The sequence below is a fragment of the Polaromonas sp. P1_F2 genome, assembly GCF_056405735.1.
The window spans coordinates 25,150-42,505 of the sequence record NZ_JBFUBN010000014.1; the positions used below are offsets into that span (position 1 = coordinate 25,150).

Genomic DNA, 17,356 nt, shown 5'->3' on the forward strand with positions numbered 1-17,356 from the left:
CACGGGCCCCACCCGCGGCCCGCCACTGATGAGAAGGACATTTGCGATGTTGACCGCTGAGGAAAATGAACTCCTGTGCCGCGTTGAAGGCCAGGCACCGATGGGCCAGTTGATGCGCCGCCACTGGACGCCCGTCTGCCTGATCGAAGAGGTCAGCGAGCCCGACGGCACGCCCGTCAAGGCGCGCGTGTTCGGCGAAGACCTGGTGGTGTTCCGCGACACCAAGGGCCGCGTCGGCGTGATGGACGAATACTGCCCGCACCGCCGCGTTTCGCTGGTGTTCGGCCGCAATGAAGACTGCGGCCTGCGCTGCCTCTACCACGGCTGGAAGATGGACGTCGAGGGCAATGTGCTGGAGATGGTCTCCGAACCCGCCGCCAGCGGCATGGCGCAAAAGGTCAAGCACCTGGCCTACCCGGTGAAAGAGTGGGGCGGTTTTGTCTGGGCCTATATGGGCCCGAAAGAAAGCCAGCCCGAGTTCGAGCCGCCGGCCTGGGCGCCCACGGCCGATGCCAAGGTCACCATCGCCAAGGCGCTGATCCCCTGCAACTGGGCGCAGATCCTCGAAGGTGCGATCGACTCGGCGCACAGCTCCAGCCTGCATTCCTCGGACATGGTGCCGGCGCGCGTCGAAGGCGCCGAGGCCACCGATACCAACTGGCTGCGCCCCTCGACCGACAAGGCGCCGCGCATGCAGGTGGAGCGCGGCAGCTACGGTTTCCGCTACGCCGCCATCCGCCGCCCGATCAAGAATGCGGCGGCCAATGACTACATCCGCTCGACGGTGTTCGTCGCGCCGGCCACCGCGCTGATCCCGCCCAACAACCTCTACAACGTCGCCAACATCAACGTGCCGATGGACGACACCAACACAGCCTTTTATTTCATCGCCTGGGGTCATCCTTCGCAGACACCCGACACCGGCAGCTGGCGCAAATTCCTGGGCCAGCAGCTGGGCGCTGACCTCGATGCCAACTACGCGCCGCTGCGCAACCGCGGCAACCATTTCTGGCAAGACCGCGAGGCCATGAAGGCCGGCAACTTCACCGGCATCACCGGCTTTCCCAACCAGGACATCGCAATGTGGGTGACCATGGGGCCGATTGCCGACCGCACACACGAGCGCCTGGGCGCCAGCGACATGGCGGTGGTCGAGTTCCGCAAGCAGATGCTGGAGGCGGTGCGCGCCTTCCAGGCCGGCGGCACGGCCATAGGCACCGGCGCGGCGCGTATCCCGTCCAGCGTGGTCGCCTTCCAGGCCATCGTGCCCAAGACCACCGACTGGCGCGCCTACCAGGCTTCCTATGTCTGGGATACACGTGAACCCGAGCTTGAGCCGTCCTACTCCACCTAGGCCCACCTGGCCTCGTTTTGTTCCCGTTTGCTTCCCGTTGCTTCCCGTTCCGCATCGTCAGCTTAAAAATTATCAGGAGACAAGTCCATGCAATCCCCACGCCGCTTCCTCTTGCTGGCCAGCGCACTGCTGCTGGCCGGCCTGCTGCCCCGGTTCGCGAGTGCCCAGGGCGCTTACCCTAACCACCCCATCAAGTTCGTCGTGCCCTATGCGGCCGGCGGCCTGCCCGACACCGTGGCGCGCATCTTCGCGCAACGCCTGGGCGACAAACTGGGCCAGGCGGTGGTGGTCGACAACCGGCCCGGCGCGAATGGTGTGGTCGCCGCGCAGGCGCTGGCCACGGCCCCGAAGGACGGCTACACCTTTCTGGTGACGGACGGCTCCATGTTCTCGATCAACCCCGCCATCTACAAGAGTCTGAGCTACAACTACAAGCGCGACTTTATGCCGGTCTCGCTCGCGGCGCGCGCGCCGCTGTACCTCGCGGTGCACCCCAAGGTGCCGGCTAACACCTTTCAGGAATTTGTCGCGCTGGCCAAAGCCAAACCCGACACACTGAACTACGGCTCCTCCGGCATCGGCAGTACGCATCATCTGACCATGGAGGCGCTGAAAGCTTCGCTTGGCCTGCAGATCACGCATGTGCCTTTCAAGGGCTCCGGCCAGTCGGTGCCGGCGCTGATCGGCGGGCAGGTCGAAGTGCTGTTTGCGGCCCTGCCTTCGCTGGTGGGCTTTGTGAAGGGTGGTCAGGTCAAACTGCTGGCCATCAATTCACCCCAGCGCTCGCCGCAGGAGCCCAATGTGCCGGCCATCGCCGAAACCATCCCGGGCTTTGATTTCGCGCCCATCGTCGGCGTGCTGGCTGCCAAGGGCACCCCCGCCAGCGCCATTAATCGCATCAGCGCCGAAATGGCGCAGATCGCCAAGATGCCGGAAGTGATCGCCACGCTGAGCAATGCCGGCATTGAGGCCATCGGCAGCGGTCCGGCCGATTACAACAAAGCCATCCTCGGCGAGAACGAACGCCTCGCAAAGGCTATCGTTGCATCAGGCATCAAACCTGAATAACCCTTACTGAAATCTCTCTTAGCCCTCTCAAGGAACACACCGCGACATGTCAAAACTGAAACTGAGCTTCGGCTGCTGGAACTACGACCGCACCCGCGCCCTGATGGACGGCAGCGTGCAGCCCGACGGCATCGATTTGAACTACCTCAACATGCCGGTGGAGGAAACCTTCTTCCGCATGCTGCGGCACAAGGAGTTCGACATCGCGGAAATGTCGCTCTCGTCGTACACCGTCTCCCTGTTCAACGAGTCGAGGCCCTTTGTGGCGATCCCGGTGTTCCCCTCCCGCTTCTTCCGCCACTCCTGCATCTATGTGAACGCCAACTCAGGCATCCGCGAAGCCAAGGACCTGATCGGCAAACGCGTCGGCAACCCCGAGTACCAGATGACGGCCCCGGTGTGGATACGCGGCATTTTGTCCGACCATTACGGCGTGCCGGTCGACAGCGTGACCTACTTCACCGGCGGCGAGGAAGAGCCCGGCCGTTCCGAGAAGATCAAGCTCGACCTGCCGCCCAACATCAAGGTCGAACGCATAGGACCTGACCAGACCCTGGCGCAGATGCTGCTCGACGGCGAGATCGACGCGCTTTACACCGCGCGCATGCCCTCCAGCTTCCTCAAGGGCGGCGGCAAGGTGCTGCGCCTGTTTGAGGACTACGAACAGGTCGAGCGCAACTACTTCAAAGAGACGGGCATATTCCCCATCATGCACACGGTGGCGATACGCCGCGACGTCTACGAGGCCAACCGCTGGGTGGCGCGTTCCATGATGAAGGCGCTCGAAGAATCGCAGCGCCGCACCTATGAGGACCTCTATGAAACCGCGGCCCTCAAGGCCATGCTGCCCTGGCTGACCTCGCATGTCGAGCAGGTCAGGCGCGAAATGGGCGAGGACTTCTGGCCCTACGGCTTCGAGAAGAACCAGGCCACGCTGCAGACCTTTTTGCGCTACTCGTTTGAACAGGGGCTGTCGAAGCGGCTGCTGAAACCCGAGGAGCTGTTCGCACCGGAATCGCTAGAAGCCTTCAAAATATAGGGTGCCCCCCGGCACACACCCGGCGCACAACAAGATCAAGATGACAAAATGACAAGATGAGACTGGATGTCTGACACCTTTCTGGGCTACCTGCTGGCAAGCGCCGCCTTGCTGCTCTTCACCGCGTCCATCCTGGTCACCAAGGTGGCGTCCCATCGCCTGGACCTCGGCCTGGGCTTCCTGGTCGCCACTTCCGCCAACGTCGCTTTCTCCGCCCTGGCTTTCGGGGTGCAGATGGGCCTGCGCGGCGACGTGCTGCAGTGGAATGCGCAGGCTTTCTGGCTGTTCGCCGCGGCGGGCGTCTTCGCCACCTACCTGGGGCGTTTCTTCTTTTACGAATCCGTCGTGCGCTTCGGCCCGGCCAAGGCCAGCATCTTCCAGATCAGCAGTCCGCTGTTCACGGCCCTGATGGCCTGGCTGTGGCTGGGCGAGCGCCTGAGCGTGCTGGTCGCGCTGGGCATGGTCCTGACCATCGTCGGCCTGATGCTGGTCAGCTACAAGCCCGGGTTTTTCTCACGCCGCGGCACGGCCGCCGTGATGGCGCCCGATGGTGGCCCCGCGCCTGCGGCCCTTCCATCGACCGTGATGCAGCGCGTGCTGCAGTCGGTGTTCCTGCTGGGCGTGGGCAGTTCCATGGCCTACGCGATCGGCAACGTGCTCAGGGGCTCGGCGGTGCGCGGCTGGAACGAGCCCGTGCTGGGCGCACTGGTCGGCGCGGTCAGCGGCCTGGCGCTGCATCTGCTGTTCAGCGCCGGCAAGCGCGAGATCGCCTCGCGCATGCGTGCGGCCGACCGCGGCGGCATGGCGCTTTTTGCACTGATCGGCGTGTCGACGATCAGCGCGCAGATCTGCGTGATCGCCTCCATGCGCTACATACCGCTGTCCGTCGCCACGCTGGTGACCCTGTGCACGCCCATCCTGGTGTTTCCGCTCAGCCACCTGCTGTTCAAGGACAAGGACGCCATCAAGGCCACCACGCTGGCCGGTAGCGGCTTGACATTGCTCGGAATCGCCATCATCGTGATGCGCTGAGCCGCCGGCCCACCGCAGGCCGGCAACATTTCGCCCGCAGACACAAGGCACGCCCATGGACACCCCGGACAAAACGCTGCACCGCGATTACGCCACGGCGGCCGAGGCCATGAAGATCCTCAATGTCAGGCCGCAGACGCTGTACGCCTACGTGAGCCGGGGCTGGATACGCAGCGTGGCCCAGCAGGGCCAGAAGGGAAAGCTCTACCTGCGCGACGACCTCACGCGCGTCGGCATGCGCTCGCTGGCGCGCTCCGGCCACGGCGCAGTGGCGGCCTCGGCCATGAACTGGGGCGAGCCCATCTTCCCGACCTCCATCACCGAAATCACCGAAGAGGGCCCGCGCTACCGCGGCCACCTGGCGGCCGACCTGGTGCGATCCGGCGCTTCCTTCGAAGCGGTGGCCGAACTGCTCTGGACCGGCGAGCTGGCCACCCGCGCGAAAGCCTGGACTGTGCGCAAACCCTCCGCCGAACTCGTCAAGCTCACGCAGACACTGACCACCCTACAGGTGCAGGGCAACGTGCTCGAGTCCTTCGCACTCGTGGTGCTGCTGCTCGGCATGCGGCGCGGCTCTGTGGCCGAGCGCCTGTCGCAGGGCAAAACCTTGCCGGCCGCGCGCGAGATCATGCAGACCGTCGTGGCCTGCTGCGGTTTTGTTGGCGCGGCGCAAGGCTACCGGCCGATGCAGCGCGGCGAGTCCATGGTCACCGGCCTGCTGCACGCATTGGCCGTGCCGCCGACCGCGGAGAACAGCGAAGCCCTGCGCGCCATGCTGATCCTGATGGCCGACCACGAACTGCCGCCCGGCACCCTGGGCGCCCGCGTGGTGGCCTCGGCCGGAGGCACCTTGCACAGCTGCCTGGCCGCCGCGCTGTGCGCGACATCGGGCGTGTCCGTGGGCCGCATGTACGAGCGCGTGGAAGACTTCCTGGGCCAGGCCCCCACCACGGCAGCGCTCGTCAAGCGCGCCCACAAGCTCCATGCCCAGGGCCAGAGCGTGCCCGGCTTCGACCATCCGCTGTATCCCAGGGGCGACCCGCGCGCCGCGCAGCTGCTGGCCATGGTGTTCAACCGTGAGAACCCCGGCCGCGAACTGCGCGCGGTCTCGCGTTTCATCGACGAGATGCGCGCCGGCGCCGGCCTGCTGCCCCGGCAGGAACTGGCCCTGGTCGTGATGGCCCGCGCCATGGGCCTGCCGCGTCAGGCCACGGCCGCGCTCTTCGTGCTGGGCCGGCTCGCGGGTTGGGTTGCGCATGTGCAGGAGCAGCGCGCGACAGGAACGCTGCTGCGGCCGCGTGCGAAGTTTGTAAAGCCGTCAGCCCCCATCCCAACCTTCCCCCAGCGGGGGAAGGAGTAAATCCAGTCCTAGCGTCATCGCAGCGTGCCGCTCTTGCTCCCTCTCCCTCTGGGGGAGGGCAGGGGTGGGGGCCAGCGGCCTCAAAACACGGCACCGCATTGACTGTCATGTTGATTCAGCGTTCAAGATTGAATCAATCTTGGGTCTTCACTAGGATGACTGGCGCCTGCAAATTCGCGCCATAAAAACTGGAGACAAGACATGCCATTCAATCGTCGCACCGGGGTGCTCGCCCTCTGCTTTTCCGGCGCTTTCGCCGCCTTCGCCGGTTCGCCCGGCTGGGCCCAGGACTACCCGACCAAACCCATCCACATCGTCGTGCCGCTGCCGCCCGGCGGCTCCAACGACGTGCTGGCCCGCATCCTGGGCCAGAAGATGTCCGAGTCCTTCGGCCAGCCCGTCATCGTCGACAACAAGCCCGGCGCGGCCGGCAACATCGCCACCGACTTCATGGCCAAGACCGAGCCCGACGGCTACAACATCGCGGTCGCGCCCAACCAGACCGTGGCCGTCAACCCGGTGCTTTATCCCAAGCTGCCCTTTGACGTGAACCGCGACCTGACCGGCATCACGCTGATGGGCCGCGTGCCCATGGTGCTGGTGGTCTCGCCGGCCAAGGTGCAGGCCACCAGCGTGGCTGAACTCATCGCGCTGGCCAAGGCCAACCCCGACAAACTGACCTATGCCTCCGCGGGTTCCGGCAGCCCGCAGCACATGGCGGCCGAGGTTTTTAAATCCATGACCGGAACAAAGCTCACACAGATTCCCTACAAGGGCTCCGCGCCGGCACTGGTCGATGTGCTGGGCGGCCAGGTCGACGTGATGTTCTGCCCCATGAACTCCGCGCTGCCGCACATCCGCAGCGGCAAGCTGCGCGCCCTGGGCACCACAGGCACCAAACGCGTCGAGCTGCTGCCCAACGTGCCGACGATTGCCGAGACCGTGCCCAGCTATGAAAGCGACATCTGGATAGGCATGGTGGCCCCGGCCAAAACGCCGGCCGCCATCATCCACAAGCTCAATGCCGAGCTGCGCCGTTCGCTGGCGCTGCCCGACGTGCAGGCCAAGCTGGCCGAGCAGGGCATTTATGCCGAGACCAGCACGCCCGCCGAGTTCACAAAACTCATCGCCGACGACCAGAAGCGTTGGGCTGCGGTAATAAAGGCCGCCAACATCAAGCCAGAGTAAGCGGCCACCCCCTTTTTCATCAGGAGATTTCATGACTCTTCCTTCCGGCTCCGCCGTGCGCCGCGACATTCCCCAGCCTTCCGAACCGGAAGACACCGTCTGGGCCAGCGATGCCATCGCCGACATGCTGCGCGCGATGGACATCCCCTATGTGCTGCTGAACCCGGGCGCCAGCTTTCGCGGCCTGCACGACAGCATCGTCAACCACCTCGGCAACGAGAAGCCGCAGATGATGGTGGTGCTGCATGAAGAGCACGCGGTGGCCATCGCCCACGGCTACACCAAAGTCACAGGCAAGCCGCTGATCGCCATCCTGCACAGCAACGTCGGCCTGATGCACGGCTCCATGGCGATCTTCGACGCCTGGGTGGACCGCGTGCCCGTCATCGTGCTGGGCGCCACCGGCCCGGTCGACGCCAACAAGCGCCGGCCCTGGATCGACTGGATACACACGGCGCAGGACCAGGCCGCCCTGGTGCGCCACTTCATCAAGTGGGACTGCCAGCCCGCGTCCATCCCCTCGGCGCAAGAGGCCCTGCTGCGCGCGCGGCAGATTGCCACCACCGCACCCCAGGGGCCGGTCTATGTCTGCTTTGATGCTGCGTTGCAGGAATCCAAACTCAGCGAGCGCCCGGCCATTCCCGACCCGGCGCGCTACCTCGCGCCGCCGCAGGCACGCCCTTCGGACGACATCGTCGCGCTGGCTGCGGCGCTGCTGTCCGGTGCCGGCCGTCCGGTGATCCTGATGGGCCGCGTCACCCGCAGCGAAGCCGCCTGGGCCGAGCGCATCCAGCTGGCCGAAACCCTGAACGCCGAAGTGCTGACCGACCTGCGCGTGGGCGCGGCCTTTCCGACCGACCATCAGCTGCATGCAGCACCCAGCGGCGCCTTCCTCACGCCCAATGCGCAGCAAGTGCTGCGCGAAGCCGACGTGGTGCTGAGCCTGGACTGGCTGGATCTCTCCGGCACGCTCAAGCAGGCCTGGGGCGACAAGCCCGTGGGCAGCAAGATCATCCAGGTCTCGGTCGACCACTACAGCCACAACGGCTGGAGCATGGACCACCAGGGCCTGCCGCCCGTCGACGTCTTCATGCTGTGCGAGCCCGAGCCGGCAGTGACCCTGCTGAACCAGCACGTCAAAGCGCGCAAGACACCCGCGCCCGCCAAACGGCCGCTGCCGGTGTATCCGCCGGTGCAGCCCGTGCCGGGCGCCTCGGGCGCCAGCAACATGATGGTGTCCACGCTGGCGGCTACGCTCAAGCGCGCCGTCGGCGACCAGAAGGTCTGCCTGATGCGCCTGCCGCTGAGCTGGAGCGGCGAGATGTGGGACTTCAAACATCCGCTGGACTTCCTCGGTTATGACGGCGGCGGCGGCATCGGTTCCGGTCCCGGCATGTCCATAGGCTCGGCGCTGGGCCTCAAGGGCAGCGACCGCCTGCCCGTCGCGGTGATAGGCGACGGCGACTACATGATGGGCGTCAACGCGCTCTGGACGGCCGCCAATGCGCGCATCCCCATGCTGGTCGTGGTCTGCAACAACCGCTCCTTCTTCAACGACGAGGTCCACCAGGAGCGCGTGGCACGCCAGCGCAAGCGCCCGATCGAGAACCGCTGGATAGGCCAGCGCATCAGCGACCCGCCGCCCGACCTCGCCATGATGGCGCGCGGCCAGGGCCTGACGGGAATCGGCCCGGTCGAAGACGCGGGTGAACTCGAGAAGATCCTGGTCGACGCGATTGCCGCCGTGAAGCGCGGCGAAACCGTGGTGGTCGACGTGGTGGTGCAGACCGGCTACAGCGCGGCCATGACGGCGGGGCTCACGCGGTCGAAAGACTGAGCCTTTTTTCCCCCGGCTTTTTTCCCTCTCCCTCTGGGAGAGGGTTAGGGTGAGGGCCGGCGGCTTTCGAACGACCACAGATTTTCAATACGGGGAACCCTCACCCCCGCCCTCTCCCCAGGGGAGAGGGAGTCATACGAAGCAAAGGAAACACACACATGCGCGCACACGAAATCCCCGCCGGCATCCTGCCGACCCAACGCGGCCTCTACTACGGCGGCGCCTGGCATGCGCCCAAGGCCGGCGGCTATGCCGAGACTTTCAACCCGACCTATAACGAAGCCATCACCAGCGCCCCCATCGCCGATGCGGCCGATGTGGATGCCGCCGTGCAGGCTGCCCACGCGGCGTTTCCGGCCTGGGCCGCCACGCCGCCCGTGGAGCGCGGCCGCTACCTGCGAAAGGCTGCCGCCGTGCTGCGCGAGCATGCGGTGCCGCTGGCGCTGCTGGACTCGCTCAACAACGGCAACCCGGTGTCGGCCCTGGCCATGGACGCGGGCTTTGCCGCCGACTGCCTGGATTACTTCGCGGGCCTGGCCACCGAGATCAAGGGCGAGACCATCCCCATGGGCGACGGCAACTTCAACTACACGCTGCAGGAGCCGCTGGGCGTGATCGCCCGCATCGTCGCCTACAACCACCCCTTCATGTTCGCCGCCGCCCGCCTGGCCGCGCCGCTGGCCGCCGGCAACACCGTGGTGGTGAAGTCGCCCGACCAGGCGCCGCTGTCCATCCTGCGGCTGGCCGAACTCGTGGGCGACATCTTCCCGCCCGGCGTCGCCAATTTTCTGTGCGGCGGCCGCGAGTGCGGCGACGCCATGGGCAAGCACCCGCTGGTGCGCAAGATCACGCTGATAGGCGGCGTGCCCACGGGCAAGGCTGTCATGAAGACGGCGTCCGATAACCTGAAGCCCGTGCTGCTGGAACTGGGCGGCAAGAACGCGCTGATCGCCTACCCCGATGCCGATCTCGACAAACTCGTCAACGGCATCATCGGCGGCATGAACTTCACCTGGTCGGGCCAGAGCTGCGGCTCCACCAGCCGCGTCTTTCTGCACGAGTCCATCCACGACGCGGTGCTGGAGAAAGTCGTCAAGCTGCTGCCCGAGCGCCACAAGCCCGGCATCCCGACGGACCCCAGGACCACCATGGGCTCGCTGGTCAGCCGCGCGCAGCTGGAGAAAGTGCAAGGCTATGTCGCCAAGGGCCTGGAAGACGGCGGCCGCCTGGTGTGCGGCGGAAAGCAGCCCACTGACGAAGCGCTGAAGGACGGCTTCTTCTACGAAGCCACCGTGTTCGCCGACATGAAACCGCACATGCGCCTGGCGCAGGAAGAGGTTTTCGGCCCCATCATGTCGGTCTTTAAATGGACTGACGAAGACAGCCTGTTCGAGCAGGTCAACGGCGTGGACTTCGGCCTCACCGGTTCCATCTGGACGCAGAACATCAACACCGCGCACCGCGCCGCCAAACGCATACACACCGGTTATGTGTGGATCAACAACTCCAGCCAGCACTTCATGGGCGCGCCTTTCGGCGGCGTCAAGCAGTCGGGCATAGGGCGCGAGGAATGTTTTGCCGAGCTCATGGAGTTCACGTACACCAAGAACGTGAACCTGAAGCTCGGCTAAAGCCCCCGCACAGCCCGTGGGGCTGTGCGGTGTTCAGCCCGCCATCCGGCCGAAACGCCCCGCGTTGAAATCCTTCATCGCCTGCAGGATTTCCTCGCGGGTGTTCATCACGAAAGGCCCGTGGCCCACGATGGGCTCGTCAATCGGCTCGCCGCTGAGCAGCAGCAGGGTGGCGTCGCCGTTGGCCTCGATCTGCAGCGCTTCGCCTTCGCGCTCCAGCAGCGCCATCTGCGCTTCGCGCACCACGTCCTGGCCGTTGATCTGCACCGTGCCGCGCAGCACCACCAGCGCCGCCGTGCGGCCTTCGGGAATGGTCAGCACCACCGTCTTGCCCTCGCGCAGCCGCATGTCCCACACGTCGATAGGCGTGAAGGTGCGCGCCGGCCCCTTGTGGCCCTCATAGTCACCCGCGATCACGCGCACGCTGCCCGCGCCGTCCGGCAGGTCCACCCGCGGGATGTCCTTGTCCAGGATGCCCTGGTAGCCCGGCGCCGCCATCTTGTCCTTGGCGGGCAGGTTCACCCACAGCTGCACCATTTCAAACGGCCCGCCCGTGCGCGTGAATTCGCGCGAGTGAAATTCCTCATGCAGGATGCCCGAGGCCGCCGTCATCCACTGCACGTCGCCCGGGCCGATCACACCGCCGTTGCCGGTGGAGTCGCGATGCTCCACTTCGCCCTTGTAGACGATGGTCACGGTCTCAAAGCCGCGGTGCGGGTGCTGGCCCACGCCGCGCGGCGTGTCGGTGGGCTCAAACTGCGCCGGGCCGGCGTAGTCCAGCAGCAGGAAGGGGCTCACATGCGAGCCCAGCGTGTCATAGGTGAACAGCGAACGCACGGGGAAACCGTCACCCACCCAGTGGCCGTGGGGGTTGCTGTAAATGCCCAGAACTTTTTTCATCGCGTGTTTCTCCTGTTTCCTGTGGTGAGGCCGGCAAGAAGCGGGCCAGCACAGCGCAGATGGGGGCAGATAGGCGCCCCATTAGGGGGCAAAACCGCATGTCTGCGTCCTGTTTTTAGAACAATTGGGAGGGACACGCTGGCATAGGGGAATTGCCCCCCGGAAGCGCCAGGCAGGCGACAGGAAAGCGTCCGATACCGCACCGCACCATATTCCCACACGCCATCGCGCAGGAGCGGCTAGGCTGCTTTTTTGAACCCACCCATCCATCGCCAGGGAGAACCGGAATGACGGCCGATCCATCGCGCCGCGAGGTTTTTGATATTGCCGGCTGCAAAATTTCCACTGTGCTCGCCGGAAGCCGGAGCAATCCCGCCTTCCTGCTCCTGCACGGGTTTCCAAGCTCGTCAAGGACCTTCAGGAACATCATTCCGCGCTTGTCGGAAAGGTGTTTTGTGATCGCGCCGGATCTTCCGGGTTTCGGCCAGTCAGGCCTCATTCCCGATCCGGCCTTCGCGCGCTTCACCGATGTGATCGAGGGCCTGCTGGAAAAGCTTGGCGTGACCAGTGCCTACCTGTATGTGCACGACTACGGTGCACCCGTCGCGCTCGACCTCGCGATGCGCGACCCGCGCCGCGTGCGGGGTCTGGTCGTCCAGAATGCGAATGCACATCGCACAGGCTTTGGCCCGGCCTGGCAGGACACGATTGCCTATTGGGATACGCCGTCGAAAGAGAATGAAGAAGCCGCCACGGCTCACTTGAACTTCGAGGGGGTGCGGGCCCAGTACGTGGGCGGCATACCGGAGGACATCGCCTCGCGCATCTCCGCCGACAACTGGACAGAGGATTGGCGCATCATGAGCCGGCCCGGCCATCTTGAACTGCAGCGCGCCCTGGTCAAAGACTATGGCCGTTATGCCGACCGGTTCAAGGACATCGGCCGCTACCTGCGCCAGCACCAGCCGCCGGCGCTCCTGCTCTGGGGACGGCATGACAGCTTCTTCGACTGCGCTGAAATCGTGTCCTGGCTGCGGGACTTGCCGCGCATGGAGGCGCATGTCCTCGACGGTCCGCATTTCTTGCTCGAGACCCATGCTGCGTATTGCGCGGAATTGATGGTCGATTTTGTGAAAGAGAGAGGGTGACATTTAAAAAGGGGTGCATGCCATGAACAAGAAAGCCGGTTCCCACGAGATGGAGCAAGCGGTGCGGCAATTGTTTGAGCGTTATGAAGGAAATTTCAACGCTGGCTTGAAGGGTGAAGTCGACCTGCCGGCCGTCGCAGCGCTGTATGCGGATTCGTTTATCGCCGCATCGCCCTCGGGCCTCTTCGCGGGCAAGAACGATGAAGAATTCAAAAAGGTGACCATGCAAGGTTTCAAGCATTACCGTGAAACAGGTGTGCAGCAAATGGTGGTGCGCAATCTCCAAGTCTCGGCCATCGACGAGCTTCACGGACTGGCCCGTGTGCAATGGAGCGCGACCTACAAGGTCAAAGGCCAGGAAAAAGTCATCCCCTTCACCAACGTCTACCTGGTGCGCCTCGAAGGCGCTGCTGCCAAGGTGTTCGGCTGGATCACAGGGGATGAGGAAGCGCTGCTGCGCCAGCACGGCATCGGGTGAGCCACTGCTGGGCGACTGGCAAGCGGCCGGCCATCACAATTGACATCCAGGGTCTGCAATCAGTATCGTCATAATCATGAAAACAATGAAACTGCATGAAGTTCCTGGCGCATTGCTGGCCGTGGAATACGAGGCCATCCATGGAGCAGCTGGCATGCCGGTTCTTTTCCTGCACGCCAACGTCGCAGATCGAAGAATGTGGCAAGGCCAATGGGACTGGCTGGCAACAATCCATCCTGTGGTGAGTTACGACCGTCGTGGCTTTGGAGAATCGCGCACATTGAGGCCAACGCCATATTCAAATGTGGCCGACCTTTGGGACGTGATGGATTCTTTGGGATATGACCGTGCGGTGTTGATAGGCTGTTCCATGGGAGGCCGTGTGGCCATCGACGCGGCATTGGCGCGGCCAGACCGGGTGAGCGGTCTGGTGCTGGTTTCCCCCGGTGTTAGCGGCGCGCCGGCACCACGATTCGGCGATTCGGTCAAAGCCTTGATGGATGCGATCAGCGCTGCTACGTCTCAGGGCGACCTGGATGCAAAGAATGAGCTTCAGGCGCGTCTTTGGCTGGACGGCCCCTTGAGTGCGTCGGAGCGGGTAGGCGGTGAGATCCGCCGGCTCTTCCTCTCGATGAACGGTACCGCTTTACGGGCAGCCAACCCTGGCCCGGCATCCGAAGAACCTTCAGCATGGGAACAGCTGGAAGCGATCAACGCGCCTACGCTCGTGATGTGGGGCGATCTTGACCTCCCGCACTTGCAGGAAAGATGCGCGCTGCTTGCGCAGCGCATACCCGGGGCCCAAAGCTGCGTACTTCAGGGCACGGCGCATCTGCCGGCACTGGAAGCACCCCAGGAATTCAACCTGGCGCTCGGGCGATATTTTGAAGGTTTGCCGCGGCGATAGAGATAGCCAGCCTTTGCCATGAACATCCTCCGCCGGACGTTAGTGCAATAGCTGAGGCGGGAGGTCGCCGCGACTGCCGGGCGGCAGGTTCTGCCAGCGCCGGTAGTCGAGCCACTCCAGACCCGGCTGCCCTCCTTCCCCCATGGCCAACGCTACGAGGTCTGCTGCGATTGACAGACCGTTCGCGCCGTTGGCAAAGAACACGAGGCCACGTCGATGCGTGCGCGATACCACTGCGAAGGCCTTGGTGTTTCCGTTGTCGCCCCAGTGCCAAAACGCTTCGTCCCCGTTTCGTTGTTGCAGCCCCCAACCGAGGCCCCAGGTGACTTCGTCCGAAAGCGGTGTTGCCGGCCGGCCGATGCTGCTCGTAAATGGCCCCACGCGAACCTGGCTGCGCAGCATCTGCGCGGCGGTGTCCGGCTTCAGTCGCTCGCCGTTTAACACTGCGACCAGGAAGCGCCCGAAATCAGGTGCGGTGGTGCTCAGGCTGGCGGCCGGGTTCGCAGATGCCCAGCGCCGCTGCCCCTGCGGCTCGCCGCGTGCGTCATGGCCGAAAACCTTGCGTTGCGCATGGCTGTCTTGCCAGAGGAAGCTGCTGTGCATCATGCCCAGGGGGTCGAAAACCAGCCGCTTTACCGTGCGCTCGGTGCTTTCCCCGGTGATGCGTTCCACCACACGGGCAAGGTAGACAAAGCCTTCTCCTGAATAGCTGAAGCGATCACCCGGGGTGAAATGAATCGTCAAGGGTGCGCCCGCCGTCCTCCAGTTCGGAAAGCCCGTGCGATGGCTCAGCACATGGCGCGCTGTCATCTGCGCAAGGCGCGGGTCTTCTCCCACTTCGTAGCCACCCGGGAGGTAGTGCACGAGCGGAGTGTCCAGCTCGAGCAGGTCGGCGTCCACGAGTTGCAGCACCGCATAGGCGAAAACCGCTTTACTCAGTGAAGCGGCCTCGAACACGGTGTCCTCCGCCACCGGTTCCCGCGTGCGCGCATTCGCCAGGCCGAACGTACCGTGCCAGGCTAATCCTTTGTCGGTCACGAGTGCCATGGATAGCCCCGGCACCCTGGCGCCGGCCATCAGCGCCGGTGTCTGGCGTTGCAGGCGCTCGGCTGCTTCGTCCAGAGGTGGAAGTACACCCACCTGCGCAGCGGACGCGGCAAGCGCATTGAGGATCAAAATGACGGCGGTAGCGAGATGGCGCATGCGAATGACTCCTGCAGAGCCACGGCCTTGACCGCAGCTGATAACCACAGGCTCTTGGGCCGGACCCATGTACGGCTACTCACCGCGATGGAAGTCTAGCCTACGTTGCTGTACCTGGAACTGCGCTCGGATGTCATCGCCATCCGCTCGTGCTCAATGAGTTGGCCGCTTGGCGTATATCTTTTTGACAGGAGGGCTGGATGGGGAATGGAAATTGCCGCTAAATCTTCAAAGAATTCAAGATCCAGGGTAGGGATATGGAGCGGGTGAAGGGAATCGAACCCTCGTATGAAGCTTGGGAAGCTGCCGTTCTGCCATTGAACTACACCCGCATCTAGGTGGCTGCTGACGAGCCACTTTTTGCGCTAAAGCCGCGCCAGGGGCGGGCTCGCGGCGATTTTACACCCCGGCCTTCGGCCTTCAAGCACGCCAGTACGGCTCGGGCAACTCCGGCAGCGAAAGCTCAGGCTGGTCCTGCTCGCGCAGCGCCGCCTGCAGCCCGTGCTGCAGCTTGCCGGGCTGCTCCATGCCGGCGCACAGGGTTTCGATATGGGCCCTGGCCGTGACGCGGTCGTTGTGCACGCCGAAAACGGTTTGCGCCTTCTTGAGCCAGTCCAGCCAGTCTTCGATGGCTTTAACGTCGTAGCGGCCGGCGATGAACTCGGTGAGGTAGCGCAGCTTTTTGGCGGTGATGCGCAGGCGGTGCAGGCGCGTGGGGCTTAGCTGTTCCAGCCGGGGCAGGGCCTGCCGCAGCCTGTGGCCCAGTTTCTCGAGCTGCGCCGTGAGCGCGTCAAAGGGCACGGGTGGACCTTCGTCCTCGGGCTGGGCGAGGCAGCGGCCCAGCTGCAGCAGCAGGTGCTGGGTATCGCGTTCCGCTAGGGCGGCCTGGGCCTGCAGGCGCGCGGTGGCCTGTTGCAGGGCGATGCCCTCCTGCAGTTTTTGCCGCAAGGCCGCATCGTGCAGACTGTCCGCCAGCGGCGACCAGGTTTCTTCGACGAAGACGTCCCAGTCGCGGGCGGCGCCCAGGCGCTGGCCCAGTGCGCGCAGGCTGTCCTGCAAGGGCGCCAGCGCGTCCTGCCGCCATTCGGCCGCGCCGGCCAGCGGGCCGCAGGCCACACGCAGCCGCCGCACCGCGACGCGCAACTGGTGCAGGTATTCGCTGTCGTAGTGCCCGGCCTGGGGCTGGGCGAGGAAGCCGGCTTCATTGGCCTGCCAGTGGGCCAGGCAGGCTTGCACGGCCTCCCGCGCGGTGTCACGGGCGTCCTCACCCGGAGGTGTTGCCAGTTCAGCGGCCTTGACGGCGGGTTCCAGCGCCGCGCCGCGGGCCAGCCGGTCGCCGCGTTCGGCCTTGCTGCGGCTGTCCAGCACCAGCGGGTGGCGTTCCACCAGCAGCAGGGCCAGCGCGAACAATTCGTCCACCGGCCCGCCCTTGAGTTCCAGTTCCACCTCGCACAGCGCTTCGCTGTGGTCCCCGGCCAGGATTTCGCCGTGGTCGATGGCGACCTCGATGATGCCGCCCGCGGCGCCGGTGACCTGGCGGATCTCGCGTTCAAAGCGGGTGCGGAATCGCGGCTGTAATGTGTCTTTGAGGGGCGCCAGAACGGGCTCAAAAGCTGTACCGGCCAGCGGCCCCCATTCGAGCGCCGGGCCGGCGACGGGGAATTCGATTTCCTCGCGCTGGTGCAGGCCGGCGCGGCTGCTGCCGCCGCCCTTGGCGGTTTGCAGCCAGTGCTTGCCGTCGCTGCGCAGGCGCAGGCCTATGCCGGCCTGGGCCAGCGCGCGCTGCGGCGTGTCAAAGTAGATGTTGTCCAGCTGCTTGCGCGTGGCGCGGGTATGGGCCCACAGCGGGTCGGCGCGCAGCGCGGCCAGCGCGTCGGGGGGCAGCCTCAGCTTGAGTTCGATTTCCATGGGGGTGTGTGCGGCGCCGAACGCGCGGCGACAAGAGTCATGGTACTGCGCAGCAGCGCGCCAGGAGAACCCTCAGGCAAAGGCCCTCACCGAATCAAGGCCGCAGGTAAGCCCAGCCTTCGTGCTGCCTTCAGCGCCGCGGTGGGCGTGGTCGACGCCACTACCATCACGCTGCGCACCATGGAAACCCTGCCCAAGGTCAGCGGCAGGCTGTTGCTGATCGCGCTGGTGATCGTGATCTTCACGGTCTGCTTCCGGCTGATCTGCCATCTCATCAACCCTTAGCGCCGTAAGCTGAACCAG

Annotated in this window: 15 protein-coding genes and 1 tRNA gene; 12 read left to right on the forward strand and 4 right to left on the reverse strand. The window is 65.0% G+C overall.

The window, feature by feature from the left end:
• Positions 1-46: 46 nt before the first annotated feature.
• The 8 genes from AC1D0O_RS21965 (at position 47) to AC1D0O_RS22000 (ending at position 10,509) form a co-directional block, all read left to right on the forward strand.
• Positions 47-1,354: a Rieske 2Fe-2S domain-containing protein gene (locus AC1D0O_RS21965; protein ID WP_477655619.1), complete on the forward strand. Its 1,308-nt coding sequence runs from the start codon at positions 47-49 to the stop codon at positions 1,352-1,354.
• Positions 1,355-1,441: 87 nt separating this feature from the next.
• Positions 1,442-2,422: a Bug family tripartite tricarboxylate transporter substrate binding protein gene (locus tag AC1D0O_RS21970; RefSeq protein ID WP_477655620.1), complete on the forward strand. Its 981-nt coding sequence runs from the start codon at positions 1,442-1,444 to the stop codon at positions 2,420-2,422.
• A gap of 46 nt (positions 2,423-2,468) precedes the next feature.
• Positions 2,469-3,461 (forward strand): substrate-binding domain-containing protein, encoded by a 993-nt coding sequence (locus AC1D0O_RS21975; protein WP_477655621.1) that lies wholly within the window; start codon positions 2,469-2,471, stop codon positions 3,459-3,461.
• Positions 3,462-3,527: 66 nt separating this feature from the next.
• Positions 3,528-4,493: a DMT family transporter gene (locus AC1D0O_RS21980; RefSeq protein ID WP_477655622.1), complete on the forward strand. Its 966-nt coding sequence runs from the start codon at positions 3,528-3,530 to the stop codon at positions 4,491-4,493.
• A 55-nt stretch (positions 4,494-4,548) separates the two neighbouring features.
• Positions 4,549-5,853, forward strand: a complete 1,305-nt coding sequence (locus AC1D0O_RS21985; RefSeq protein WP_477655623.1) for a citrate synthase — start codon at positions 4,549-4,551, stop codon at positions 5,851-5,853.
• Positions 5,854-6,054: 201 nt separating this feature from the next.
• Entirely contained in the window at positions 6,055-7,041 is a 987-nt protein-coding gene (locus AC1D0O_RS21990) for a Bug family tripartite tricarboxylate transporter substrate binding protein (protein ID WP_477655624.1), read from the forward strand.
• 31 nt (positions 7,042-7,072) lie between these two features.
• On the forward strand, positions 7,073-8,878 hold the full coding sequence (locus tag AC1D0O_RS21995; protein ID WP_477655625.1) for a thiamine pyrophosphate-binding protein: 1,806 nt from the start codon (positions 7,073-7,075) through the stop codon (positions 8,876-8,878).
• 158 nt (positions 8,879-9,036) lie between these two features.
• Positions 9,037-10,509 (forward strand): aldehyde dehydrogenase family protein, encoded by a 1,473-nt coding sequence (locus tag AC1D0O_RS22000; RefSeq protein WP_477655626.1) that lies wholly within the window; start codon positions 9,037-9,039, stop codon positions 10,507-10,509.
• 33 nt (positions 10,510-10,542) lie between these two features.
• On the opposite strand, the gene AC1D0O_RS22005 is transcribed toward AC1D0O_RS22000, so the two are convergent.
• Complete coding sequence (locus tag AC1D0O_RS22005; RefSeq protein WP_477655627.1) at positions 10,543-11,409, reverse strand: pirin family protein; 867 nt, start codon at positions 11,407-11,409, stop codon at positions 10,543-10,545.
• A 287-nt stretch (positions 11,410-11,696) separates the two neighbouring features.
• On the opposite strand from AC1D0O_RS22005, the gene AC1D0O_RS22010 reads away from it, so the two are divergent.
• The 3 genes from AC1D0O_RS22010 (at position 11,697) to AC1D0O_RS22020 (ending at position 13,942) form a co-directional block, all read left to right on the forward strand.
• Complete coding sequence (locus AC1D0O_RS22010; protein ID WP_477655628.1) at positions 11,697-12,557, forward strand: alpha/beta fold hydrolase; 861 nt, start codon at positions 11,697-11,699, stop codon at positions 12,555-12,557.
• A gap of 22 nt (positions 12,558-12,579) precedes the next feature.
• The gene (locus AC1D0O_RS22015; RefSeq protein ID WP_477655629.1) at positions 12,580-13,035 is read left to right on the forward strand and encodes a nuclear transport factor 2 family protein; all 456 of its coding nucleotides are present in this window, start codon (positions 12,580-12,582) and stop codon (positions 13,033-13,035) included.
• Positions 13,036-13,111: 76 nt separating this feature from the next.
• Positions 13,112-13,942 carry an alpha/beta fold hydrolase gene (locus tag AC1D0O_RS22020; RefSeq protein ID WP_477655630.1) on the forward strand — a complete coding sequence of 277 codons (831 nt, stop codon included), beginning with the start codon at positions 13,112-13,114 and terminating at the stop codon, positions 13,940-13,942.
• Between the two features lie 39 nt (positions 13,943-13,981).
• On the opposite strand, the gene AC1D0O_RS22025 is transcribed toward AC1D0O_RS22020, so the two are convergent.
• The 3 genes from AC1D0O_RS22025 to AC1D0O_RS22035 all read right to left on the reverse strand — a co-directional run bounded on the left by AC1D0O_RS22025 (position 13,982) and on the right by AC1D0O_RS22035 (position 17,053).
• Positions 13,982-15,145 carry a serine hydrolase domain-containing protein gene (locus AC1D0O_RS22025; RefSeq protein WP_477655631.1) on the reverse strand — a complete coding sequence of 388 codons (1,164 nt, stop codon included), beginning with the start codon at positions 15,143-15,145 and terminating at the stop codon, positions 13,982-13,984.
• A 258-nt stretch (positions 15,146-15,403) separates the two neighbouring features.
• A tRNA-Gly gene (locus tag AC1D0O_RS22030) sits at positions 15,404-15,477 on the reverse strand.
• An 88-nt stretch (positions 15,478-15,565) separates the two neighbouring features.
• Positions 15,566-17,053, reverse strand: coding sequence for a CYTH and CHAD domain-containing protein (locus tag AC1D0O_RS22035; RefSeq protein ID WP_477655632.1), 1,488 nt, complete (start codon positions 17,051-17,053; stop codon positions 15,566-15,568).
• A 147-nt stretch (positions 17,054-17,200) separates the two neighbouring features.
• Between AC1D0O_RS22035 and AC1D0O_RS22040 the strand changes: the two genes are divergently transcribed.
• On the forward strand, positions 17,201-17,338 hold the full coding sequence (locus tag AC1D0O_RS22040) for a hypothetical protein (protein ID WP_477655633.1): 138 nt from the start codon (positions 17,201-17,203) through the stop codon (positions 17,336-17,338).
• Positions 17,339-17,356: the final 18 nt, after the last annotated feature.